We start from the raw sequence: 20,392 nt of genomic DNA on the forward strand, positions 1-20,392 counted from the left end.
TTATCCCACCTATGTCCTAGCTGTTGAGGTGGTTATCATGGCAGAGATCAAGGTCTATATAGATGTCTACAGAGGAAAGTATCGGTTAAGACTCAGTAGAACCCATGTCAAGGATGGGAGAAGACACTTCTACACTGGGTTAGCAGCCACCGCGGAGAACTACCCCAAGGCAGTAGCCCTAGTCACCCGGCTAACTGACCAAATAGCCAAAGGTCTGACCCCAACTCTCCAAGAGCCTAAGCTTGGGGAGATCTGGGAACACTATATGGAGTATAAAAAGCCCTGTCTTGAGTACACCACTTGGCAGAACCTATATTGGGACTTATTTAGGTTCATCTCTTCCCTTCCGGATGACAGCCCTAAGACCATCCAGCAAGTCTTGTCTACTAAACCGCTATGCCGAGCAAGGCATTTAGCTACTTCTATCAAGGCAGCTAGTCGGTATGCCCTGACTTCTGGCTTCACCAAGGATGACCGCTACCAAACCCTAGAACGGACTGGTCGCCGCCACCGCCCTGCTATCGACCCTTTCTCTGCCCAAGAAAGAGATGCCATCATCCAAGCTTTCCAAAACCATCCCCTATACCACACATACACCCCTTTTGTCAAGTTCCTGTTTTACTCAGGGTGTCGCATCGGAGAGGTAGTGGCACTGCATTGGAGCCAGGTGGAGCCTAAATCTATTTGGATTGATGCCAGCTACAACAGCGAGTACAAGACCAGGAAAACCACCAAGACTGCCAAACCCAGGCGCATCCCTATTACCAGGCAACTCCGCGACATCCTGGATAGCATCACCCCGATCCCTGGCAACCCAATAGTCTTCACCCACAGGCTTGACCAGGGCTATATCAATGGCCTCCAGTTCTCTAACCTCTGGCGGCCTATTGTCACCGATCTGGTCACCCAAGGTCTGGTTGAAAGATACCGCAAGCCCTACAACACCAGACACACCTACATCACCATGCTACTTGAAGCCGGTCTGAACTTTGCAGAAGTCTCAAGGCTCTCTGGTAGCTCAGTCAAGACCATCCAGGAGTTCTACTTCGGTGTCACTCGGGAGATCCTTGTCCCCGACCTTTGAATCCTCTGACCACCGAAAATAGAAAAATACTGCAAAGCCTTCTAGAGCCATCTGGAGGGCTTTTTCTGTTAGGTACTTTCTTTATGCCCTGGTCTTTCCCCTGGCCTTCCTGGTCATCCTCGTGGGACTTAGTATTCTATGGCAGCAATAAATAGGCCAACCGAGGTTACCGCACCTTAACAAAACTTAACATTCAAGAGTTGCGGGCGGTAGGATGCCCTGGCTGTATAGGTTTGAGGGCTTTAGTGGGCTTGTTTGTGCGGGCGGAACCCAAGTTTCACCCTTGGAAGCCTTACAGGAACTGGGTTTGCACTTAGTTGAATCCTATTATTGGAGAAAATAGCAATAACCAGACCTGATGCGATCGCATTTCTTGATGTGATAGGCCAAAACCCCTGTGAAATCTAGATTTCGACTGGTTGCATATCAGAACAACCGGGTTTGCATATCAGGTTGCATATCAGACTATCCCTGATGTGAAAGCTGAAACCCCTACGCTGACTAGGTTCTAGCTTGTTTGCATATCAGCACATCAAAAAAATGCAGCTTTTTTCCTATAAATAGCTGCATCAGGTATAACTTTATACTTTACTAGGCTTTATATCTTTTTTCAGTAAAAGTTGATATGCAGTGATATGCAAGATGACTGAAAGGCATACCTGGTATGACTTCTAGCTTTCACATCAGAACTGACTCTGATATGCTCTGATATGCAAACCAAGACTTTGATATGCAAGCCTACCGATCGACATTTAGGCGACCTAAATAGCTGAAAGGCTTACCTGGTATGACATCCATCGATCGACAATGGTCAAGACAGGTATCGACTATAGAGTACTCCTGATATGCAAGCCATCTGCTATAGAGTACTTCTGATATGTAAACCGAATGACAACTTAGTACTGCGGGATGATCCACAAAGTTGGAACAAGTCGTGCTACAATAGAGTCAGAGAAAGAAGGAAAGGCAGTTACCGGAATCCCAGCACTACCCATGCTTCTAACCCATAAACTACCTGGAGTAAGCTAATGAGTACAAAAGTACTACTCGATACTCAAGACCTAGCGCAACCCAAGGCTAGCCACCGCCGCAATAAGTCAGTCAGGTTGACTATGACCGAATCTGAATGGAGACAAGCCCATCAAGTAGCCGATACTCTGGGTCTGTCCTTGAATGAGACTATCCGGCGGTTGCTGGCTCAAGCTGCTGACCAGCTAGGGGTATAAATGGCCTACAAACTAAATAGCCCTGGAAAGGCTGCAACCCCTCCAAGGCTTTATTTCTGTTCCCTTGTCCAACTGTTCACATCAAACAAAGGATATCCATATGTCTGACTATAACATCAATGACCCTAACTTGTCAACTGAAACCTATGGTTGGGAAGACCATAAGTTCAGCACTGACCAACTACTCCGCATCCTCCAGAAAGAAGACATTACTGTCCCAGTGCATTCTGGTGAAGGTCAAGCCAACCATACCAAGCGCCGCCAGGACAGTATCATAGCTGCCATGAGGTCAGCCTTGAAGTCTGCTAATGCTAAAGAGGAACCACAACTATTCTGGAAGTTCTTTGTAGCACTCTATGGTGAGCGGATTCAACTTAATGAGTGGACTGGTGAAGTCATTAAAGGTCGGATGCAGGGTGCTACTTTCATACCCCAAGATTTTGAGCCAACTACCAGTGTTGATGAGCTGTTGGCAGACATGGAAAATGCACTGGATGTGGTAACCGGGCTGAATGACACTCAACTAAAGCGGAAACTCATAGGATTCTTTAAATACCGTCGCTTTAATCCAGTCAGGAAAGAGCTGGAAGGATTCAACACGCAGTACTCAGACGACCTACCAGAATGGCCTAAGCTCGCCCAAGTGCTGTTTGGATTGACTGACCCTTTATCTCAACAAATGCTAGAGAAATGGTTAGTAGCTGCGGTGGCAAGGGCTATGAAACCCGGTTGTCAAGCGGATAACACCTTGGTGCTGAAGGGAGCGCAAGGGATAGGTAATTCTACTTTCTTCCCCATACTGGGTGGTGAGTACTTCCTGGATTTGGACAGCGCTACCGAAAGTAAAGAAGTTAAGCGCCAGTTGGCTAAGTCCTGGATAGTAGAGCTTGGAGAGATGGAAGGTATCACCCGCAAGAAAGAAGTAGAGGAGCTTAAGGCATTCCTAACTAAGATCCAGGATACCGATCGAGGGATTTATGAGAAGAACCACAAAGACTCCCCAAGGCATGTGGTATTCGGTGGGTCATGCAACTCGGATGAGATTCTGCGCGATGCCACAGGTTCCCGGCGCTTCTGGGTACTCCCTGTTGACCAGAACACCATCAATAATGACTTCCTTAAGGTCAACCGAGGTCAACTCCTGGCTACTGCCTACCGCAAGTTCACCAATGGCTTCCCTTATTGAGCTGACCCTGAGATGACCAGACAGTCTGAGGAGCGCAACCAGCAGTACCAAGAAACCAATGAGTTCTTTGACCAAGTAGCCCAACTGATAGCCGAACTGAGCAGCAATGGTGCGATCGCAGTTAAAGCCTCGGATATCCTGACCTATGGATTAGGTATCCCAGTAGAGCGCCATAAAGCTAACCGCCATGACCGCAAGGTAGCTCAAGCCTTAGAAAAGCTAGGTCTAGTGAAGAAGCGGATCGGTCAGTTCTTCTATGTCACCCCTGATGCCTCAGAACTCCACCAAGTCTTCCCAGCAGACATCACCAGCGCAGTGGAAAAGCTTCGCAGTTGCCCTAAGCGGTCTGAAGGGACTTTAGTGGTAGAGCCTGATGTTGCTACACCTATGCCTACAGAACTGCCTGCGGATGACCCGGTAACAGAACTGGCAACCCCGATCGCCGAACCTGTAGTCACCCATCTTTTACCACAACACGACCCTGATGTCAAGCCTGTGGATGATGAGGATGACCCATTCTAGATTCGGAATAGCCTAGTCGATGCCCCTAGTAGCTACTAGGGGTGTCTTGTTGCGAGCCTCTAGATGAACCTAGAGTCTTACCTGGTATAGATTCCAGCCCACAACCGAGGTCTAAACCGATATATACCCGCGCTCCTGGTTACTTCTATTTTATCTGACCAGAGGATTCATAAGGTGTAGCGATGGGAGTCATACCGGGGAGGCTTTTCAGCTACTTAGGTGACCCAAGTGTGTACCGATCGGGTGGTGAAGTTTCACCCTTGGAACCCTTACAGGACAAGGGTTTAGGTACTGACACCCTTGGAATCTAGACAGGGCAAGCTCTTGGGCTGTTCCCTGACACCCTTGGAATCTAGATAGGGCAAGCTCTTGGGCTATTCCCTGACAACCTTATCATTATTGATAACCTTGTTCTACACGATCCACATCGGTGTGGAGCGCGATGGTTACCACCTGCTATGTTAAGTTTTGTAAAGCTGGGATATGTCTAGAAAAGCCCTACAAACTACGCTTTTTCATATTGAGAAATAACTCCAGGATGTATGCTGGGTGTAGCTTCCAGCCATCGATAGTGCTATTTTAGGGCTTCTAAGTTGCACCAGGTACACAGTCAGTGACCTGCGATACCCGGAAGCTAAGTAATGCTGACCAGGCCACTTTAGCCTACCGAAAGCACTCAAACCCAGACTAACAAAGCATCCTATCGCGGGCTATGTGGCCTTCCAGACAAAAATAAAATGTGCTTATTTATACCTATAACGCGCTCCTGAATGGTCAGGAGGGTGTAGCCCCTTGCGCTGCCTAGGTTCTGACCACATTACCCTCAATGACCGCCTGACACCACCTAAAGCCTTGCTGGGTATAGCTTTTAGTGCTTCCCTGACACCACCTGTCCGGACAGCATAATAATAGCCCCTAGTAGTTTGTACCTACTAAGGGCTGCGTTTATTACTTTATGGTTTTGTAGATATGTCTATTTATAGCACAACAAAGGTCATTTGTCAAGTCCCAAGGACAGATATGAGGTTGGATTGGTTGGATGGCAAGCCCATGCTTAAGGCTAGCTGGGGCGGGTACTTCGACAGCCTGTTGGGTATCCTGGTCAGCACCTATGAGCAATCCTGTCCTGACCAGGTGGTCTATCAGTTAGCTGACGGAGTGCAACTGGTCATCTCCGGTCGGGACTTGCTGCGGCACTCGGTCATCACTGCGTCACCTAAGTGGAAACAGCCCTGCTACCTGACCCCCCTCAAGTATTTCCAAGTGCTGCACCTGACCGCCCTGGGTGACATGGTGTCATGACATGAGAATGGTTTTCATTGAGTGGCAGATAGGTGGCTTCCACACACTTTTTACCAGCATTTTGTTATAATGAAGCTATGATGAGGCTTTGAGGATGCCAGCAATGCCATATATACCAGCAAGTTTCGGGACTGAATATGAAAATGGTTTCAGCTATTTCTACTATCGGGATGCCCAAGGAAAACTCAAAGCGATCAGAATCCGAGCACAGGTAGTTCCACACTTACCAGCAGAAAAATACCAGCAAAATAGCTGAAAACGTTATTAAATAAGTATTTGAGAATGCCAGCATTATGCTAGAAGATACCAGCAAAACCAGCAAGAAACTAAAGAAGACTTTCATGCTGACTGAACAGGCGGCTGAAGCGCTTACCCAATATGCCAACCAGTATTGTAGGGGTAATGAAACTAAGGCGCTTAATGCCATCTTGGAAAGTACCAGCAATACCAGCTTAGCTGCCAATAGATCAATTCCTGTTCTTGCAAGCATTTCAGACAAAATGCCAGCAATGCCAGCAAAAAGTGTGAAAGAAGGTGATGTACTTCCACTGTCTTGGGAGTTGAAACCCTATGTCCAGGTCAAAGTCAATGGTAAGCCTTGGGTGCTGTTTCCAGATGACCGAGTGCTAGCGGCTAGACTCAGGAGTGCCAATGGGTACAAGACATGGTTGGAGGCAGTGAAGTACTGGGAGCCTGAGCAATGGCAGTCAGGTCTATCAGGTCAGGATTGGGAACAGACAGTTAAGAACCTGATCCAGATAGAACAAGTAAAAAAGCACCCAGCCATTAGGTCTGAACGGGACTCAGCCAAGCAAGCCATCCAAGAACCTCCCAGTACCACCCAAGAACCACCTACTTGGATACCCAAGACTGCTAAGCAGATAGCTGAGGATCTCGGTATACCTGTGGCTGATGTCAAAGCAGCAGCCCATTCAGGCGCAGACTGGGTGAAGTTTGATGACGGCAGATATTGGTTCTATCCCAGTAAACAACCAGCAACCAGCATGACAGGTGGCAAGGTAAAACCAAGACAGAATCAGTAGTTTAGCTATTTGCCAGCAAAAAGTGTGTGTGCGAGAAGCCTAAACCGAAACTAGATTTAGAACAAAAGAGACAGAAGATGACCTCCCCGGTATTGACTAAGAAAGGAAGAAAAGCTAAGCAAGTCCTGAATCCTGACTCAGCGGTTGTCAGCGGGCTGGAGTTCACAGGTCATCACATAGCCAAGCTTGGGAACAGAGGTTTATGCAATACTGACTTGCCTATCACCTCTTCCCAGATGGGTTTCCTTTGGGCAGCACTAAATGGCAGATATGACTTAGCCAAAACCTACCTAAGAATGGTTGACGACTACATGAGCTTTAAAACTACACCCAGCGATCGCTGGGAATGGTTAAAGAAATGCCTGGTCAGTTGGGTTAAAAACTCGGATGTAGTAATGCAAGCCACAGGGTTATCCTATAGAATATTAAGTTTTGTTAAGGTGCGGAACAATAGTAGAACCCACCTAGTCAGCACCGGGTGGGTTTAGCTTTTGGTTACTAGGCCACACGAATGAGAACCATTCTCATTTCTTGTGCTGTTGTGCAAGCTGGGTCAAAGTAGCCCTGACCAAGGCTGATAAGTTGGTATCTAACTCATGGGCTAGCTTAGTCCAGTCGGCTTTTTCTTTGGCAGTGACTCGGACATCGATGCGGACTCGGCTATTAGGGTGCTTGGCTAGTGCCTGGACTATTTGGTGTTGGACTTGGTGCAAGTCGGGGGTCATTACTGGTTACCTCCAGGTAGTTCTAAAGCTGGCTCAGGTAGAGGTAAAACATTGATAATGAAATCCTGGACAGCAGTCTCAGCATCATCTTTACTGACCTTATGCAAGTCCATAACTACCTGCCACATGGCTTTCTTGGCATCCAGGGCAGCTTTCATGTCTCTAGCGGTCAGGGTCACTACATCCCCTCTGGCAGTATTTCTTTCATCCAGATACCCTTGGAATGCTGCCAGATACAAGTGTTCTAAGTCCTCCAGCACTGACTCCGCATCAGCGCGGTATTTACTAGCTCTCCTAATGATGTCCTTGGCTTCCGATGGTGTCATCTCTGATGTCGCTCCCTTTTGACAAAAATGCAGGTATATGGTATTGAACCAGTACTAATGTGTGGACAAGTTAGTCCTGACAAGTAGTAAGTACTAAGGACTGACCGCGATGACTTTGAAAGATTCAGTAGCCAGGATGATGCAAGATCGCCTGGAACTTGACCAGAGGATAACCCTAGAACAAGCTAGAGCGGCTGAGTTTGAGAAACAGAAAGCATTAGATGACTCAGACCCATTTAAAACCAACAGAGTCCCGTTTTCAGCAGAATACCGCAAGTTTCTGTTGGACAGAATCCAAGCTTTTGTAAGATATAACAATATTTTTGGTACATAAAATAAGATAGGCAAATATGTCAGACAGTTCTATCAAGGCTATTCAACAGACCATTGGGAAGTCCGAGCCTTGTTTTTGAAAACTGTAGCGGCTGTTTTAGCGAATCCTCGGTATCAGTTCCAGTTAGTCAACGTTGACACTCTCATGGCTGAAGCCGATGAGATTCTGCGGACAAAGCAGACTTGGGGGTTTGCCAAAGCCTAACTCTCGCGAAGGTCGTCAAGCACCGTCTACACAGTAAGTCTAAGTCTAAGCGAAGAAAAGCTGGCTACTTTTCGTAAAATATTTGCCGCCCCATTAAGATCGGCATTCACAAGAAAACCATTAGCGGAACGATACAAGCCCCGAAAAATACGCCTACCAGATGCTTTCCACCCATTTGGTTTTTCACCATATTTGGGCAGGGAGTCTCCATCAAGATAGCTGGCTTTCGAGGTATAAGATTCTTCAGTTTCCACAAACCGAAGACCGTGTAAGTCGCAAAGCTGCTTCAATCGGTCTTTCAACTTTCCCAAAGGAATTTGAACAAATTTCTGGTTGCTTACTTTACCTAAATTAGCATTAGTTTTAAAACCTTCATTCCATCCGACCACTAACGTTCCAATTCCATAATTTAAACAATGCTGGACGATTAGCTTCGCCGCCTTATTAACACCATCGCGCATCTGATGGTTGCGCTTACGGGTAACTCGGTCGAGCCAACTATCCCAATAAGCTTCTGGCTTACCTTCTTTACGAGTTGATACTTTTTTATTCCACAATTGATTCATTGCTTTCATAGCACGAGCATCAATTAGTAGAGAATTGCCCAAAGTATCAACGCAAGCGGCTAAATTATCCGCAGTGCCAAAATCGACCGATAAAGCACGACCAATATCTAAGTCGTGCTTTTTTGCTTGAGTCTCGTAAGATACCTCAAGATAAAACGCCCCATTTTTGGGTAGAATCGTAAATTCCTTAACCTGCGAGTATTCAATGTTTGAAGGCATGGGAAGAAAGAATTCAGAAACCCCAAACCACCTTCTAATTGTCAAGCCCAAAGAAAATCTCAACTTACCATCGATCAATGCTGGCTTCTGCCCACCAGAGTTAGGGTAAGCCACCTTGAACAATTTCGAGCCAGTTAAGTAATTTGGTGGTCTGGGTTTGAAGTGTAACTTGCCTTTGAAGTGTAAATCTCTTAACTCTTTGAAAGATTTGAACGCTTCTGCTACCGACATTAATGTTTGCTGCATTGGCGTTGAAGGCAAGGATTGAGCGACCATCGATTTTGATACCGATGGCTCGTAGACTAGAGCGAATTTTCCGGTCAGCAATCTCCCGGTTTTAAAGAACACTTGTCTGGCAAAATAGACTCCGTTGTTGTAGAGCTTGCCCGATTGTTGACAAAGGTACAGAAGTAACGCTTGAGTTTCGGGGTCTGGTTGCAACAGCACTTGCTGCACCCCCATGCATCGTTTATTTTTGACCATCCATCAATGCTTGTCGATAACGGTTGACTAGACTATAGTAGTCAACTACGATGATGGTGTCAACAAAATCGACAAAACCATGCTTTTGCAAAAAGACTATCAAACTCACAATCATGTCAAATTTTTGGTCAACTACCACTTTGTTTGGATTCCTCTGCGCCGAAAAAAGGTTTTAATTGGAGAGATAGCGACAAGGCTTAGGCAAATCTTCCTTGATTTGGCGATAGAGAAAGGTTGGGATATTCTTGCTTTAGAAGTCGCTTCCGACCACGTTCATTTGTTTGTGAGCGTCAAGCCTGTTGACACTCCTCATTTGGTTGTCAAGGCGTTTAAGGGTAGGTCTAGCTACTATCTCCGTAAGGAATTTCCCCAACTAAAAAAGCTGCCGTCGCTTTGGACTAACAGCTACTTTGTCAGCACTGCTGGAAATGTTAGCAGTGAGGTTGTCAAGCGCTATATTGAAGATCCACACCACCGATAAATACTGAAATACTACGGCAGTTAAAACTGCTCGTGTCGCTTTCCTCTCAGCACTAAAGTGACGCTCGTTTCCCGCTTCCCGTTTTCTTTTATGAAAGATACCAAGTAGGTGGTAAGGAGTTCCAGGGCGATCGCAGCTTTTACCAAAGCTTTGTGGTAGCGCTTGGCTATGACCCTAAGTTCAGCCCTAGACAGTTCCGCGAGTTCCTGGATTTGTACTTGACCGATCGGTTACCGCAGACAGAACTGGATTGGAAGTTGCTTACAGATCCTGTTTACAAACAGCAACCAACCTATGACATCTCCAAGATGCATCCAGCAGAGGCCAAGACTATGAAGATGCAGCAAGCCTTTGATGGCTTTGGTGAAGTCCAGGATGAGCTAGTACCCGATGCCGATGACCTAGTAGCTGAAGCCTAGAACCCTTGGAACTCGGGCATGTAACTCGGCGATCCTGAAACCCTTATTCTGTCGTGAGTTACACCACTTTTGAAGCCCCTGGAGTCATTCTAGGGGCTTTTTCATAGCAGGTAAACCCAGAACAACGCAGTATCAATACTTTCAGCCTTTAAGTTACTTCGGATCAGATTAGGTAGTATCCTAGCGCCAGACCCTGTAACGCAAAGCATATTACAGAGATGTCCTATATATCATTATCTATGCTCGTTTTCAGCAAAGTTCCACCGATGAGCTTTATTCTGTATCATTGAGCCACTCCTCGCTCTCGCATAGACGAGGATTCAGGCAGAGTTGAGACTAGCTTTTCGCTCGTATTAGCTATCTGGCTAGACGCTCTATCTTCGTTGGAGAACCGCGCAGCGGGTGAATCAGACATCCTGCTTTGGGACACGCCTACTTGCTTGCGGTTTTTTGAATGTTGCCATGCCTCCAATAAGACCGACTCCAGCCTCAGATACTCGTTTTGAGCATCCTGCAATGACAACTGATCCTGATTGACATGTCTACTCAAAAACGCACTAAACAAATCGCGGTGATGTGGTGGAATACCCGTCACGTCGCAATGAACTCTTTCAGACAAAGACTTTTTACGCCGACTACCATCCAAATGAGTTTGAGATAACGCAGTTGTTTGAGTAGAGAACTTTATGACTGTTCCACCAGCTTTCTCAGCGCAAGCGAATCAGTTCTGATTGAACAAATCCTGGTGATTTAGCAGATATGGCGAACCCATACCTTTTTTGCCATCCTTTAACTGAGACGTTCTCAGTTTTGCTCTGCTTGCCGTACCTCAAAATTTCGTTAACAACACGGCGATTTTGGGATTTAGCGTATGCCGTTTTTCGACGTTCTAATTCACGTTTCTTCTGTGCAGCACGTGCGTAATTCTTAGACTTCTTCCACTGGCGCTTACCTTTTTTGACTTTGCCTTTTTTTGTGACAATTTTTCGTCCTTTACGCGCTTTAAAATCAAGAGCAAAATTGTCCGGATTGTTAGCACGTTGGGAACGCTGCATTCGGCGCTGGAGTGCGGCTATCTCTTTGTGAAAAGTTGGTACACCTTCAGCGAAAGACAATAACCCAGCATGATGATCGGCGACAAACGCAATATTAGATACGTTAATATCAATACCAACCAACCCATCGGCGATGTAATTCTGTGGTTTCTGGTACGACAATCCTTCTAAAACAAGCTGCACAAACCATCGGCGCTTTCCATTCAGATAACGCCGGAGAATTCTGCAATATTTGACAGGGCTTGATAATCCATGTCTAACCACTTCGTTGCCAGGGTCGATGATTGCTGGGATTTCCAATCGCGACCAAACAACATAGTTGTTTTTCCACCTGATTCCCTGCTTGTTAGTTTTACCTTCTACCGATCTAAAACGGCTTTCAACTTTAAAGCGGATGTCTTTAGCTTTGCCAAAAAGTATGCGCTCAACCGCTTTAAATGCCCTATTTGCCAGCTTTTGCTGAGTATTGGAATCAATTTTTTCGGCAATCCATTTTGAGCGGGATGCAGCTTTGTTGGCGTAAGCCTGTAGATCGTAATCGGTGAACCGATAAGTTTCACGGACTTTGTTAAAAGCGTTGCTACGTTCTTTATGCAGGCATGTTGGCATCTTTCTAGCTGCTTGATATGCCTCAGAATTACGTATTAATTCCATCCGCGTTTTAGCTTCTCCAAGCACATTATTGTACAGCCGCATAGCAGCATTAAACCTGGCTTGCAATTCCGAATCTTGCTGGCTATCTACTTTTAACGGTAGCTCCAAGACAAACGATGGTTTTGTACTCTTTGGCATATCCTCATCACCTCCTGTAGTTGTATATAGCTAATTGACTTATACAGTAACCTGGATTAGCATGGTTGTCAATAGAGTCTCGCTATATACAAGGTCAGATGAAGTCTAGTGACAGACAATATCGGCACAACAACCATTCGGTTGGAAGTGCAACAGTCCACTTAATCTGGATACCCAAACGGAGGAAGCCCGTTCTAGTAGATGCGGTCAAGCTTCGCCTGAGTCAAATCTTGACCGAGGTGGCGAATGAAAAGGGGTGGATTATCAAATGCCTTGAAATAGCACCAGACCACGTTCATTTATTGGTAGAGTACGATCCCAATACCCCGATTAACTCAATTGTTAAAGCGTTTAAAGGTCGCTCATCTCGATATCTTAGGCAAGAATTTCCTCACTTACTTAAGCTCCCAACACTTTGGACTCATGCCTACTTCTATGACACCACTGGAAAAGTTAGTTCTGCTGTTATTCAGGCTTATATCAATGACCCACATCACTCAAAATAATATTGACGGCAGATAAATCTGCTCGTGTCGCGTTTGGGCCCCGCAATAAATTGACGGGGCTACCACGCTCCCGTAATTTTTAGGTGTATATAGCATCTAAATAAAAGTTGAGCCGCTTTAGCACAAAACTGAGCCGCTCAAGTTTTAAATAGAGATGCTATTTGTTTCAAATGAGAGGCTATAGAATCCGAAGTGCAAGCCTTTAAGTCCCAAGGTATCGTTCCTTTAGCACAAGTAGCACCATGACCCAACAATGTTACAAGATGTGTCACTAAGTTGTACCAGAATCTAACAGAAGTTGTACCAGAATCTAACAGAAGTTGATCGCCAGGTACATCATTCTACATCCTTTTACATCACTGCCTAAAACAGCCAAAAACTGAACGGTAAGTCAAGGACTTCCGGGTTCGCACCGCGATAGCTGAGGGTATCCGGAATAGGCTAGACTGCTGACAGGAAGGGGATTCTGCTGCTGGTTGCGAAAAGTTGTTGAGGGGCGAATAAATTTTCCTTGGGCATCTTCTTGATTTCGCTGGGATACCCACTTGCCATCCGCGAGTAGACCTAAACCCATGATTGCTCTTTTTGGTTTTGTTGATCGATCCTAGCGGCAATGTCATATCTCAGCACGCCGCTTGGACGGCGGCGCTAAAGCGCCTACTACTAACGGTCACGAACGGCTTGACGGCGGCGCTGAAGCGCCTACTACTAACGATCGCGCGATCGCCCTCAAACCATTAATTTTTGTAAAAATAGCCAAATTTGGCAGCAAACTGTAAATTACAATACAGAATGCCAAGTAAATCTTGAGATCGATCCCGGCGGCATAGGCATTTCTACTTAAATTAGTTCTGCCTTCGACGGGTAGCAAGCCACGGAATTGCCAGCAATTAAGTAGCGCTCAAAGGCGTTATCACCTTCCGCTTTGTTGCGAAAGGCCAGGTTTTTGTTGGGAGTAGGTTGCAACCTACCTCCAGCTAGCGTCCCCCATGACCAATCGAATACCCAATGAGGTGATAAAAATGTCCAAGATTGTGAATAAATTAATCCACCAGATTACCCAGGCTCGCAAGCTGGGACAGCAGATTCTAGAAATCAGCGGTTTTAAATCTGAAGGCATCATTTATACCTATGCAACTGCTGACGTTTTAGTCATCAATTGTAAGGACTATGAAACCCTTTGGAGCTTTGAGGAAGGACAGGTTAAATTGCAGGAAACCCTTAAACTGTTAAAATCTTCTATCCATACTATCTTGATTGAAAAATCTGGAAATCCAGCTTATTCTTGGTAAGAATTCTGCGTCGCTTAAAAATAGGGATTTTGGAAAAAGATGAGATAGATGAGGAGGAAAAATCGGGTATTTTATAGAGCGAAAACTAAGCGGCTTCGTTAACGCACCCTACATTTACAATCTTTGAAGGGGGGTTTGAGGGGATCGGTAAAAGCCCCCCAAGGCATCGGGGGGTTTGGGGGGATCGGTTTCCTAACTAGAAAAACCCGGTTTCTGATGACTTCGCTTGTTCTCAAATGCCAGAGTCAGTTTTTAGTGAGTGTCAAAGAACATCAGTTGCATTTCAACCGCATTCAGGTAATCTTCATCTTGTAAAGCGCTGGCTGGAAGTCGGTTATCTTTGATGGCGCTTTGAACGAGATCGCGAGCGTTAATTCTCCCTGTATGGTAAGCAGCAAGGAAAGCACCGTAACTGGGAATTCCCTGTTCGCGGAAGTAGCCTTGATAAGCGAGTCCGACGAGATAAAAAGGCTCTAGTAATCTGATAGAAGCAGAGGTTCTGCCCATCATATTAGAGTTGACAGCCATTGGCTCAGCTTTAACGGTAGGTGCAGTAGCAGCAGAGAGTAGCAGAACGGATAAGCTAGCAAGAATAAGACGTTTCATGATGCAATCTCCTGGATTGGAAAAAGTTAGACTATTGCTTTGGCTAATTACTAGCATGGTTGACCATGATGAATTGGTGCTGATTGGTAGCTTAAATTTAGCTGAGAAGTTGATTAAAATACTGAGTTTATCCTTGGGGTGGTAATTGCTAATTGCTAATTGCTAATTGCTGATGGGAATATTTTCCATATCCATTAACCATTAGCCATTAGCCATTAGCTATTTATTAGTGGTAGTAACTCTGTTCAATCCAGTGGCGCATCTCTGTTTCCGAAGCGACACAAATAGAGCGACCTGTCTCCGGATCGTAGGCGTGCCACTCTGTGTTACCACTGCGCTCGTTTTCTGACCAAACTTGCAGTTCGCTCTTACTAACGATCGCTGTCAACAATTTTTGCCATATTTGTGAAAAAATTTTTGAGTCTTGGTGTTGTGTATCTTGAGTAATTGTCGAGTCTGCTTTGTCTTTGATTGATAAATTGGCAAACGATCTCATAAATATCCCCGCTCTTGCTTTTCTCTGAAATTTAATGTAACTTCAACTTAAACGAACAACCATACACAACTTGCATAGGTTATATGAATAAAATTGATAGATAGGCAGTGAAATTATTGAACTGCTTTAAGCATAATTTGTACAACGCTTGCATCCCCCAAATGAATGATATTAATAAAAGCAGAATCAAGCTTTCTCAAATTCGTGCTTTAGTTGCGATCGCAGACTGGGGTAACTTTAGCGAAGCTGGGTCGCAGTTGGAGATATCCCAGTCGGCGGTGAGTCACGCGATCGCAACTCTAGAAGCAGAATTAGGCGTAGTCTTACTGTCTCGCGGACGCCACGGCGCACATCTAACCCCCGTGGGGGAAAGCATCGCCGCACATGCTCGCCAAGTGCTACAGCTTTTAGACGCCATCTACAAAGAAGCCAACTTAGCAAAAGGTTTGCAAGGCGGACAGGTGCGAATTGCCTGTTTTCGCAGCGTGGCGACTCATATTTTGCCTACCGTCATAGCCCGATTTCGCCAAAATTACCCCAATATTACGATCAATATTAGCGAAGATGAGACTATTTCCAGTATTGAACAGTGTTTGCGCGAAGGGTATGCCGATATTGGCTTTACTTACTTACCCACCAGCGATGAATTTGAAGCTTGGGAAATTCTGCGTGATGATTATATTCTCTTGCTACCACCCACGACTCAGTTAAAAAGTCACCAAATTAGTTGGAAAGATTTATCAAACTATCCCTTAATTGTAAGTTCCTTAAATCCTTGCAATACCAGGGCTAGAAAATGTTTGGCGCTGTCAGAATATCCCCTCAGTATTGCTTATGAAATTAAAGAAGATTCAACCATAGTTAGTATGGTGCAACAAGGTTTAGGTGCGGGAATTCTGCCTCGCCTCGCCGCCGAACCGATTCCGCCTGGGGTGAAATTGTGCAATTTGCCAGTTCCTCTGACAAGGGTGATTGGAGTGGCGATTTTAGCCGCTGCGCTTCATCCTCCAGCGGTTTATGCCTTTTTAGATGCCGTGAGGAATACGGGTCGATTTGCGGTGAAAGCAGCGGTTTGAGCAAAAAAATGCGATCGCCTGATAAAGAGCGATCGCTTCCTTAGTTGAGTTGGTTCAAATTCAGCAGGACTTACGCATCGATCCCCTAGGACCCCCAATGCCTTGGGGGGCTTTCAGGTTGCCGCCTTAGCAAAGGGGGCTTAATATCGTGTCCCTTCGCATCGGTTGTGTCTAGTGGGGGTGTTCGACGCTGCGTGCGATCGCGCTTAATACCAAATCCGCTCAATTCCGGGCGGCTTTGGCGTAAAAAGCTTGAGCGTGAACCAACCATTTTGACATCCTCAACAAGCCCGCATCTAAAGTTTGACTGGTTTCCTAAATGTCTCGTAATTCTTCTTTCATTTTACCTCGGTGTCTGGAGTTATAAAATGCAATTCTTTCTGTAATTAATTTTAATTAAAACATAAAATAATATTCCAAAAATTAAAAAATAAATTATTTTTTAATTTACAAAAAATAATACAAAAAAAACATTTTGTGTTGTATTCTTGACAGGAGCCACCAGGAGCTAAGCAAATTTGCGGAGGTGTCCGGGGTGGCGAAGAAGCTCGTCGCTCGCCATGTCCGATCGGTTCAGATACGAAAGAAAGACAGCAAGAAGACCCCAGAGGAGGTTAACGCGCAAATCATGCAACCCTTTGAACTGCCAGAATTTTATATGCCTTGGCCTGCAAGGCTGAACCCCAACCTGGAAGCGGCGCGAGTGCATTCCAAAGCATGGGCATACGAGATGGGGATACTTGGCTCACAAGAGGAAGCAGAAAGCTCCGCTATCTGGGACGAGCGCACGTTTGATGCTCACGACTACGCCTTGCTTTGCTCGTATACCCATCCAGATGCGTCAGGCCCAGAGCTTGATCTGGTGACCGACTGGTATGCTTTTTCTTCGACGATCACTTCCTGGAAATCTATAAACGTACCCAAGACATGGCTGGGGCGAAGGAGTATCTTGCCCGACTGCCGGCTTTCATGCCAATCTACCCCACCGATACCCCCCCATTGCCCACCAACCCGATAGAGCGTGGTTTGACCGATCTGTGGTCTCGCACCGCGTTTACCAAGTCGGCGGACTGGCGGCTGCGGTTCTTCGAGAGTACCAAGAACCTCCTGGAAGAGTCTTTGTGGGAACTTGCCAATATCAACCAGGATCGGATCGCTAACCCCATCGAATACATTGAGATGCGTCGCAAGGTGGGTGGGGCACCGTGGTCGGCGAACCTCGTCGAACACGCTGTGGGTGCTGAAATCCCGGCAGCGATCGCCGCAACTCGTCCAATGCGCGTACTCAAAGACACATTTGCCGATGGAGTACATCTTCGCAACGACCTCTTCTCCTACCAGAGAGAAGTCGAGGATGAAGGTGAGAATGCCAACTGCGTGCTGGTCTTGGAGCGATTCTTGAATGTGAGTACCCAGGAGGCGGCTAATCTCACCAACGAACTACTGACCTCGCGGTTACAGCAATTTGAGAACACAGCTGTTACCGAGTTGCCCCCCCTGTTTGAGGAGTACGGACTCGACCCGGTGGCTCGCTTGAACTTTCTGTTATACATCAAAGGACTTCAGGACTGGCAGTCGGGTGGTCATGAGTGGCATATGAGGTCTAGCCGCTACATGAACAAGAAAGCGGTTAATTCTCCGACATCCATGCTAATTCTGGGCGGCCCCACCGGGCTGGGCACATCGGCTGTGCATATTGGATCGTTATACAACACCTTGGGTTTGGGAAGGTTCAAGAGCTTCACTCACGTTCCATACCAACCTGTGGGGCCGGTGACACTGCCGAAGTTTTATATGCCGTTTACTACGAGTTTGAATCCCCATCTGGATGCCGCGCGGCGGCATTCTAAGGAATGGGCGCGGCAGATGGGGATGCTGGACTCACTACCTGGCATTCCTGATGCCGTCATCTGGGATGACCACAAGTTCGATGTTGCGGATGTAGCCTTATGCGTGCGTTGATTCATCCGAAGGGATCTGCTCCTGAGTTGAATCTGACAGCGTGCTGGCTGGTCTGGGGTACCTATGCCGACGATTACTTCCCGGCACTCTACGGACACAGGCGCGACATGGCTGGTGCGAAAGTGTTCAACGCCCGACTGTCGGCGTTCATGCCTCTTGATTCGGGCCCTATACCAGACCCGACCAACCCGGTGGAACGCGGCTTGGCAGATATTTGGTCTCGCACAGCAAGTTCCATGTCTGCAAACGCCCGGTGTCTGTTCCGCCGTGCTATCCAAGACATGACAGAAAGCTGGTTGTGGGAACTCGCCAACCAAATCCAAAATCGGATTCCAGACCCGATAGATTATGTTGAGATGCGCCGTAAGACGTTTGGCTCCGATCTGACGATGAGCCTGTCTCGATTAGCCCAAGGTGACGAGATCCCGATGGAGATCTACCGCACCCGATCGATGCGCCAGTTGGAAAATTCTGCCGCCGACTTCGCCTGTTTCACCAACGATATCTTCTCCTACCAGAAAGAAATCGAATTCGAGGGCGAAATCCATAACTGCGTGCTGGTGATTCAGAATTTCCTCAACTGCGATACACCACAGGCTGTCGAAGTAGTCAACAACCTGATGACCAGTCGGGCGCGCCAGTTTGAACACATCGTCGCCACCGAACTGCCGATCCTTTTCGAGGATTTCAACTTGGATGCAAGTGCCCGCGAGAAACTGCTGGGATACGTTGAGAAACTACAGCATCTACTGAATTGAATTTGAATGTTGAGAGCGAACAACCTCAACTAAGTTTGAGTACCGCAGCTGCCCGGAATTTGGCGACGACAACCAAATCTGCACCGCAGATGCAGGAAATTACCTCGCGGTGGTTGTTGAAACTGTTGCCGTGGGTACAGACGAAAGGTGGTACTTATCGGGTGAACCGTCGGTTGACCTATGCGCTGGGGGATGGGCAGGTGACTTTCACCAACACCGGGTCCCAGGTGCGGGTGATTCCCCAGGAACTTTGTGAGTTGCCATTGCTGCGAGGGTTTGATGACACCGAAGTGTTGAATGCCTTGGCGGGTCGATTTGTGCAACAGGAGTTTGCAGCCGGTGACACCATAGTGCAGTTAGGCCAGCCAGCCTTGAGGGTTTTTTTGATTGCTCATGGCAAGGTGAATAAGATTGGTGCTGGCAAGTATGACGAGCAAACCGTGTTGGGTGTGTTGGCTGATGGCGACTATTTTGGCGATCGCGTCTTGGTAGAGTCTCAGAGCAATTGGGATTTCACAGTTCAAGCCATCACCCGATGCACGGTATTGGCACTGCCACAACAGGCGTTTCGGGAACTACTCAACCAGTCCGAGGCATTACAGGCTCACGTTGATCGCTTCAGATCCCGCCCACAAGGCTCGCAGAACGAGTACGGTGAAGCTGCCATTGCGGTGACAGCAGGTCATGTCGGAGAGACTGAGTTGCCGGGAACCTTTGTAGATTACGAACTCTCACCCCGGGAATATCAGTTGAGCGTTGCCCAAACCGTGTTGCGGGTGCATACTCGCGTAGCGGATCTGTACAACGAACCGATGAACCAGACCGAACAACAACTGCGGCTGACCATCGAAGCATTGCGGGAACGTCAAGAACACGAATTGATCAACAACCGGGAATTCGGCTTGCTGCACAACGCTGACCTCAAACAGCGCATCTACACCCGCAGCGGACCACCCACCCCCGACGACCTCGACGAACTGCTCACCCGTCGGAGGAAGTCGAAGTTTTTCAAAGCTCACCCCCGCACTATCGCCGCCTTCGGTCGGGAGTGCAACCGTCGCGGTATCTATCCACAGATCGTTGACATGGACGGTCAAAAGGCGATCGCTTGGCGGGGCGTACCTATCCTTCCCTGCAACAAAATCCCCATCACTAATACCCTGACCAGTTCCATCCTTGTACTTCGGACTGGTGTGGAAGACCAGGGTGTCATCGGCTTACATCAAACTGGTATCCCTGACGAATACCAACCCAGCTTGTCTGTGCGATTCATGGGCATCAACGAAAAGGCCATCATCTCGTACCTGGTCACCGCCTACTACTCCGCAGCCGTTCTCGTCCCTGATGCACTCGGTATCCTCGAAGACGTAGAAATCGGGCGCCCAGGAAAGGAATCGGACACCTAGCTGTAATCGGCTACCAGCCCAAGCCGGGACTTGGGCGCCTCCGCCACCCCGGTAATCGTGCCACCCAGGGAAAGTGGTGCGCGGATTTGGTATTAAGCGCGATCGCACGCAGCGTCGAACACCCCCACTATACACAACCGATGCGAAGCGACACGATATAAGGGGGGATCTTAGCAAAGGGGGCTTTCAGGTTCCCCCCTTCGCAAAGGGGGCTTTCAGGTTCCCCCCTTCGCAAGGGGGCTTTCAGGTTCCCCCCTTCGCAAGGGGGCTTTCAGGTTCCCCCCTTCGCAAGGGGGCTTTCAGGTTCCCCCCTTCGCAAGGGG

At 47.2% G+C, this 20,392-nt stretch carries 29 protein-coding genes; 20 read left to right on the forward strand and 9 right to left on the reverse strand.

Features of this window, described 5'->3' with window-relative positions:
- The first annotated feature begins 37 nt into the window (after positions 1–37).
- From ACE1CM_RS43215 to ACE1CM_RS43250, 8 genes are all read left to right on the forward strand, one after another.
- Positions 38–1,084: a tyrosine-type recombinase/integrase gene (locus tag ACE1CM_RS43215; RefSeq protein ID WP_374885537.1), complete on the forward strand. Its 1,047-nt coding sequence runs from the start codon at positions 38–40 to the stop codon at positions 1,082–1,084.
- Between the two features lie 1,028 nt (positions 1,085–2,112).
- Complete coding sequence (locus tag ACE1CM_RS43220; RefSeq protein WP_374885538.1) at positions 2,113–2,310, forward strand: hypothetical protein; 198 nt, start codon at positions 2,113–2,115, stop codon at positions 2,308–2,310.
- A 100-nt stretch (positions 2,311–2,410) separates the two neighbouring features.
- Positions 2,411–3,496: a VapE domain-containing protein gene (locus tag ACE1CM_RS43225; protein WP_374885539.1), complete on the forward strand. Its 1,086-nt coding sequence runs from the start codon at positions 2,411–2,413 to the stop codon at positions 3,494–3,496.
- Positions 3,497–3,508: 12 nt separating this feature from the next.
- Positions 3,509–4,018: a hypothetical protein gene (locus ACE1CM_RS43230; RefSeq protein WP_374885541.1), complete on the forward strand. Its 510-nt coding sequence runs from the start codon at positions 3,509–3,511 to the stop codon at positions 4,016–4,018.
- A gap of 1,026 nt (positions 4,019–5,044) precedes the next feature.
- The gene (locus ACE1CM_RS43235; RefSeq protein ID WP_374885542.1) at positions 5,045–5,320 is read left to right on the forward strand and encodes a hypothetical protein; all 276 of its coding nucleotides are present in this window, start codon (positions 5,045–5,047) and stop codon (positions 5,318–5,320) included.
- Positions 5,321–5,423: 103 nt separating this feature from the next.
- Positions 5,424–5,576, forward strand: a complete 153-nt coding sequence (locus ACE1CM_RS43240) for a hypothetical protein (protein ID WP_374885543.1) — start codon at positions 5,424–5,426, stop codon at positions 5,574–5,576.
- Between the two features lie 37 nt (positions 5,577–5,613).
- Entirely contained in the window at positions 5,614–6,363 is a 750-nt protein-coding gene (locus ACE1CM_RS43245) for a hypothetical protein (RefSeq protein ID WP_374885544.1), read from the forward strand.
- Positions 6,364–6,440: 77 nt separating this feature from the next.
- On the forward strand, positions 6,441–6,851 hold the full coding sequence (locus ACE1CM_RS43250; protein ID WP_374885546.1) for a hypothetical protein: 411 nt from the start codon (positions 6,441–6,443) through the stop codon (positions 6,849–6,851).
- Between the two features lie 36 nt (positions 6,852–6,887).
- Here the strand turns inward: ACE1CM_RS43250 and ACE1CM_RS43255 are convergent, their stop codons facing one another.
- Positions 6,888–7,088 (reverse strand): hypothetical protein, encoded by a 201-nt coding sequence (locus ACE1CM_RS43255; RefSeq protein WP_374885548.1) that lies wholly within the window; start codon positions 7,086–7,088, stop codon positions 6,888–6,890.
- Positions 7,088–7,414: a hypothetical protein gene (locus tag ACE1CM_RS43260; protein ID WP_374885549.1), complete on the reverse strand. Its 327-nt coding sequence runs from the start codon at positions 7,412–7,414 to the stop codon at positions 7,088–7,090. The genes ACE1CM_RS43255 and ACE1CM_RS43260 overlap by 1 nt, the downstream gene beginning before the upstream one ends.
- Positions 7,415–7,523: 109 nt before the next feature.
- Here ACE1CM_RS43260 and ACE1CM_RS43265 point away from each other — a divergent pair, with 109 nt between their 5' ends.
- Together ACE1CM_RS43265 and ACE1CM_RS43270 are read left to right on the forward strand one after the other, a co-directional pair.
- Entirely contained in the window at positions 7,524–7,748 is a 225-nt protein-coding gene (locus tag ACE1CM_RS43265) for a hypothetical protein (protein ID WP_374885550.1), read from the forward strand.
- A gap of 69 nt (positions 7,749–7,817) precedes the next feature.
- On the forward strand, positions 7,818–7,952 hold the full coding sequence (locus tag ACE1CM_RS43270; RefSeq protein ID WP_374885552.1) for a hypothetical protein: 135 nt from the start codon (positions 7,818–7,820) through the stop codon (positions 7,950–7,952).
- Between the two features lie 26 nt (positions 7,953–7,978).
- Here ACE1CM_RS43270 and ACE1CM_RS43275 read toward each other — a convergent pair whose 3' ends face one another.
- Both ACE1CM_RS43275 and ACE1CM_RS43280 read right to left on the reverse strand, forming a co-directional pair.
- Positions 7,979–9,220, reverse strand: a complete 1,242-nt coding sequence (locus ACE1CM_RS43275) for an RNA-guided endonuclease InsQ/TnpB family protein (RefSeq protein WP_374885553.1) — start codon at positions 9,218–9,220, stop codon at positions 7,979–7,981.
- Positions 9,207–9,359: a hypothetical protein gene (locus ACE1CM_RS43280; RefSeq protein ID WP_374885584.1), complete on the reverse strand. Its 153-nt coding sequence runs from the start codon at positions 9,357–9,359 to the stop codon at positions 9,207–9,209. The genes ACE1CM_RS43275 and ACE1CM_RS43280 overlap by 14 nt, the downstream gene beginning before the upstream one ends.
- Here ACE1CM_RS43280 and tnpA (ACE1CM_RS43285) point away from each other — a divergent pair.
- A complete protein-coding gene (tnpA, locus tag ACE1CM_RS43285) occupies positions 9,300–9,701 on the forward strand; it encodes an IS200/IS605 family transposase (RefSeq protein ID WP_374885555.1) in 402 nt (133 codons plus the stop codon). The genes ACE1CM_RS43280 and tnpA (ACE1CM_RS43285) overlap by 60 nt on opposite strands.
- 152 nt (positions 9,702–9,853) lie before the next feature.
- Complete coding sequence (locus ACE1CM_RS43290) at positions 9,854–10,120, forward strand: hypothetical protein (RefSeq protein ID WP_374885557.1); 267 nt, start codon at positions 9,854–9,856, stop codon at positions 10,118–10,120.
- A 283-nt stretch (positions 10,121–10,403) separates the two neighbouring features.
- Here the strand turns inward: ACE1CM_RS43290 and ACE1CM_RS43295 are convergent, their stop codons facing one another.
- Both ACE1CM_RS43295 and ACE1CM_RS43300 read right to left on the reverse strand, forming a co-directional pair.
- Entirely contained in the window at positions 10,404–10,739 is a 336-nt protein-coding gene (locus ACE1CM_RS43295) for a hypothetical protein (RefSeq protein ID WP_374885558.1), read from the reverse strand.
- An 88-nt stretch (positions 10,740–10,827) separates the two neighbouring features.
- Positions 10,828–11,967, reverse strand: a complete 1,140-nt coding sequence (locus ACE1CM_RS43300) for an RNA-guided endonuclease TnpB family protein (protein WP_374885559.1) — start codon at positions 11,965–11,967, stop codon at positions 10,828–10,830.
- A 98-nt stretch (positions 11,968–12,065) separates the two neighbouring features.
- On the opposite strand from ACE1CM_RS43300, the gene tnpA (ACE1CM_RS43305) reads away from it, so the two are divergent.
- Positions 12,066–12,473: an IS200/IS605 family transposase gene (tnpA, locus tag ACE1CM_RS43305; RefSeq protein ID WP_374885561.1), complete on the forward strand. Its 408-nt coding sequence runs from the start codon at positions 12,066–12,068 to the stop codon at positions 12,471–12,473.
- Between the two features lie 391 nt (positions 12,474–12,864).
- Here tnpA (ACE1CM_RS43305) and ACE1CM_RS43310 read toward each other — a convergent pair whose 3' ends face one another.
- On the reverse strand, positions 12,865–13,047 hold the full coding sequence (locus ACE1CM_RS43310) for a hypothetical protein (RefSeq protein WP_374885562.1): 183 nt from the start codon (positions 13,045–13,047) through the stop codon (positions 12,865–12,867).
- 61 nt (positions 13,048–13,108) lie between these two features.
- Here ACE1CM_RS43310 and ACE1CM_RS43315 point away from each other — a divergent pair, with 61 nt between their 5' ends.
- Positions 13,109–13,252, forward strand: coding sequence for a hypothetical protein (locus tag ACE1CM_RS43315; RefSeq protein ID WP_374885564.1), 144 nt, complete (start codon positions 13,109–13,111; stop codon positions 13,250–13,252).
- 243 nt (positions 13,253–13,495) lie between these two features.
- Positions 13,496–13,765 (forward strand): hypothetical protein, encoded by a 270-nt coding sequence (locus ACE1CM_RS43320; RefSeq protein WP_374885566.1) that lies wholly within the window; start codon positions 13,496–13,498, stop codon positions 13,763–13,765.
- 252 nt (positions 13,766–14,017) lie between these two features.
- Here the strand turns inward: ACE1CM_RS43320 and ACE1CM_RS43325 are convergent, their stop codons facing one another.
- The gene (locus tag ACE1CM_RS43325) at positions 14,018–14,371 is read right to left on the reverse strand and encodes a hypothetical protein (RefSeq protein ID WP_374885568.1); all 354 of its coding nucleotides are present in this window, start codon (positions 14,369–14,371) and stop codon (positions 14,018–14,020) included.
- On the opposite strand from ACE1CM_RS43325, the gene ACE1CM_RS43330 reads away from it, so the two are divergent.
- Positions 14,370–14,516: a hypothetical protein gene (locus tag ACE1CM_RS43330; RefSeq protein WP_374885570.1), complete on the forward strand. Its 147-nt coding sequence runs from the start codon at positions 14,370–14,372 to the stop codon at positions 14,514–14,516. The two genes, ACE1CM_RS43325 and ACE1CM_RS43330, sit on opposite strands and share 2 nt — an antisense overlap.
- A gap of 81 nt (positions 14,517–14,597) precedes the next feature.
- On the opposite strand, the gene ACE1CM_RS43335 is transcribed toward ACE1CM_RS43330, so the two are convergent.
- Positions 14,598–14,867: a hypothetical protein gene (locus tag ACE1CM_RS43335; RefSeq protein WP_374885571.1), complete on the reverse strand. Its 270-nt coding sequence runs from the start codon at positions 14,865–14,867 to the stop codon at positions 14,598–14,600.
- Between the two features lie 161 nt (positions 14,868–15,028).
- Between ACE1CM_RS43335 and ACE1CM_RS43340 the strand changes: the two genes are divergently transcribed.
- From ACE1CM_RS43340 to ACE1CM_RS43355, 4 genes are all read left to right on the forward strand, one after another.
- Positions 15,029–15,943, forward strand: coding sequence for a LysR family transcriptional regulator (locus ACE1CM_RS43340; RefSeq protein WP_374885573.1), 915 nt, complete (start codon positions 15,029–15,031; stop codon positions 15,941–15,943).
- A 927-nt stretch (positions 15,944–16,870) separates the two neighbouring features.
- Positions 16,871–17,905, forward strand: a complete 1,035-nt coding sequence (locus ACE1CM_RS43345; protein WP_374885574.1) for a hypothetical protein — start codon at positions 16,871–16,873, stop codon at positions 17,903–17,905.
- The gene (locus tag ACE1CM_RS43350) at positions 17,893–18,663 is read left to right on the forward strand and encodes a hypothetical protein (protein WP_374885576.1); all 771 of its coding nucleotides are present in this window, start codon (positions 17,893–17,895) and stop codon (positions 18,661–18,663) included. Before ACE1CM_RS43345 ends, ACE1CM_RS43350 begins: the two co-directional genes overlap by 13 nt.
- A gap of 2 nt (positions 18,664–18,665) precedes the next feature.
- A complete protein-coding gene (locus tag ACE1CM_RS43355; protein ID WP_374885577.1) occupies positions 18,666–20,069 on the forward strand; it encodes a family 2B encapsulin nanocompartment shell protein in 1,404 nt (467 codons plus the stop codon).
- Positions 20,070–20,392: the final 323 nt, after the last annotated feature.

Origin of the sequence: Microseira sp. BLCC-F43 (assembly GCF_041929235.1) — a bacterium.
GTDB lineage: Bacteria > Cyanobacteriota > Cyanobacteriia > Cyanobacteriales > Aerosakkonemataceae > Microseira.

Coding starts and splice junctions, on each gene's coding strand:
- ACE1CM_RS43215 (WP_374885537.1), top strand. CDS start 38: ATGGCAGAGATCAAGGTCTATATAGATGTCTACAGAGGAAAGTATCGG.
- ACE1CM_RS43220 (WP_374885538.1), top strand. CDS start 2,113: ATGAGTACAAAAGTACTACTCGATACTCAAGACCTAGCGCAACCCAAG.
- ACE1CM_RS43225 (WP_374885539.1), top strand. CDS start 2,411: ATGTCTGACTATAACATCAATGACCCTAACTTGTCAACTGAAACCTAT.
- ACE1CM_RS43230 (WP_374885541.1), top strand. CDS start 3,509: ATGACCAGACAGTCTGAGGAGCGCAACCAGCAGTACCAAGAAACCAAT.
- ACE1CM_RS43240 (WP_374885543.1), top strand. CDS start 5,424: ATGCCATATATACCAGCAAGTTTCGGGACTGAATATGAAAATGGTTTC.
- ACE1CM_RS43245 (WP_374885544.1), top strand. CDS start 5,614: ATGCTAGAAGATACCAGCAAAACCAGCAAGAAACTAAAGAAGACTTTC.
- ACE1CM_RS43250 (WP_374885546.1), top strand. CDS start 6,441: ATGACCTCCCCGGTATTGACTAAGAAAGGAAGAAAAGCTAAGCAAGTC.
- ACE1CM_RS43255 (WP_374885548.1), bottom strand. CDS start 7,088: ATGACCCCCGACTTGCACCAAGTCCAACACCAAATAGTCCAGGCACTA.
- ACE1CM_RS43260 (WP_374885549.1), bottom strand. CDS start 7,414: ATGACACCATCGGAAGCCAAGGACATCATTAGGAGAGCTAGTAAATAC.
- ACE1CM_RS43265 (WP_374885550.1), top strand. CDS start 7,524: ATGACTTTGAAAGATTCAGTAGCCAGGATGATGCAAGATCGCCTGGAA.
- ACE1CM_RS43275 (WP_374885553.1), bottom strand. CDS start 9,220: ATGGTCAAAAATAAACGATGCATGGGGGTGCAGCAAGTGCTGTTGCAA.
- tnpA (WP_374885555.1), top strand. CDS start 9,300: ATGCTTTTGCAAAAAGACTATCAAACTCACAATCATGTCAAATTTTTG.
- ACE1CM_RS43300 (WP_374885559.1), bottom strand. CDS start 11,967: ATGCCAAAGAGTACAAAACCATCGTTTGTCTTGGAGCTACCGTTAAAA.
- tnpA (WP_374885561.1), top strand. CDS start 12,066: ATGAAGTCTAGTGACAGACAATATCGGCACAACAACCATTCGGTTGGA.
- ACE1CM_RS43310 (WP_374885562.1), bottom strand. CDS start 13,047: ATGGGTTTAGGTCTACTCGCGGATGGCAAGTGGGTATCCCAGCGAAAT.
- ACE1CM_RS43320 (WP_374885566.1), top strand. CDS start 13,496: ATGTCCAAGATTGTGAATAAATTAATCCACCAGATTACCCAGGCTCGC.
- ACE1CM_RS43330 (WP_374885570.1), top strand. CDS start 14,370: ATGATGCAATCTCCTGGATTGGAAAAAGTTAGACTATTGCTTTGGCTA.
- ACE1CM_RS43325 (WP_374885568.1), bottom strand. CDS start 14,371: ATGAAACGTCTTATTCTTGCTAGCTTATCCGTTCTGCTACTCTCTGCT.
- ACE1CM_RS43335 (WP_374885571.1), bottom strand. CDS start 14,867: ATGAGATCGTTTGCCAATTTATCAATCAAAGACAAAGCAGACTCGACA.
- ACE1CM_RS43340 (WP_374885573.1), top strand. CDS start 15,029: ATGAATGATATTAATAAAAGCAGAATCAAGCTTTCTCAAATTCGTGCT.
- ACE1CM_RS43345 (WP_374885574.1), top strand. CDS start 16,871: ATGGCTGGGGCGAAGGAGTATCTTGCCCGACTGCCGGCTTTCATGCCA.
- ACE1CM_RS43350 (WP_374885576.1), top strand. CDS start 17,893: ATGCGTGCGTTGATTCATCCGAAGGGATCTGCTCCTGAGTTGAATCTG.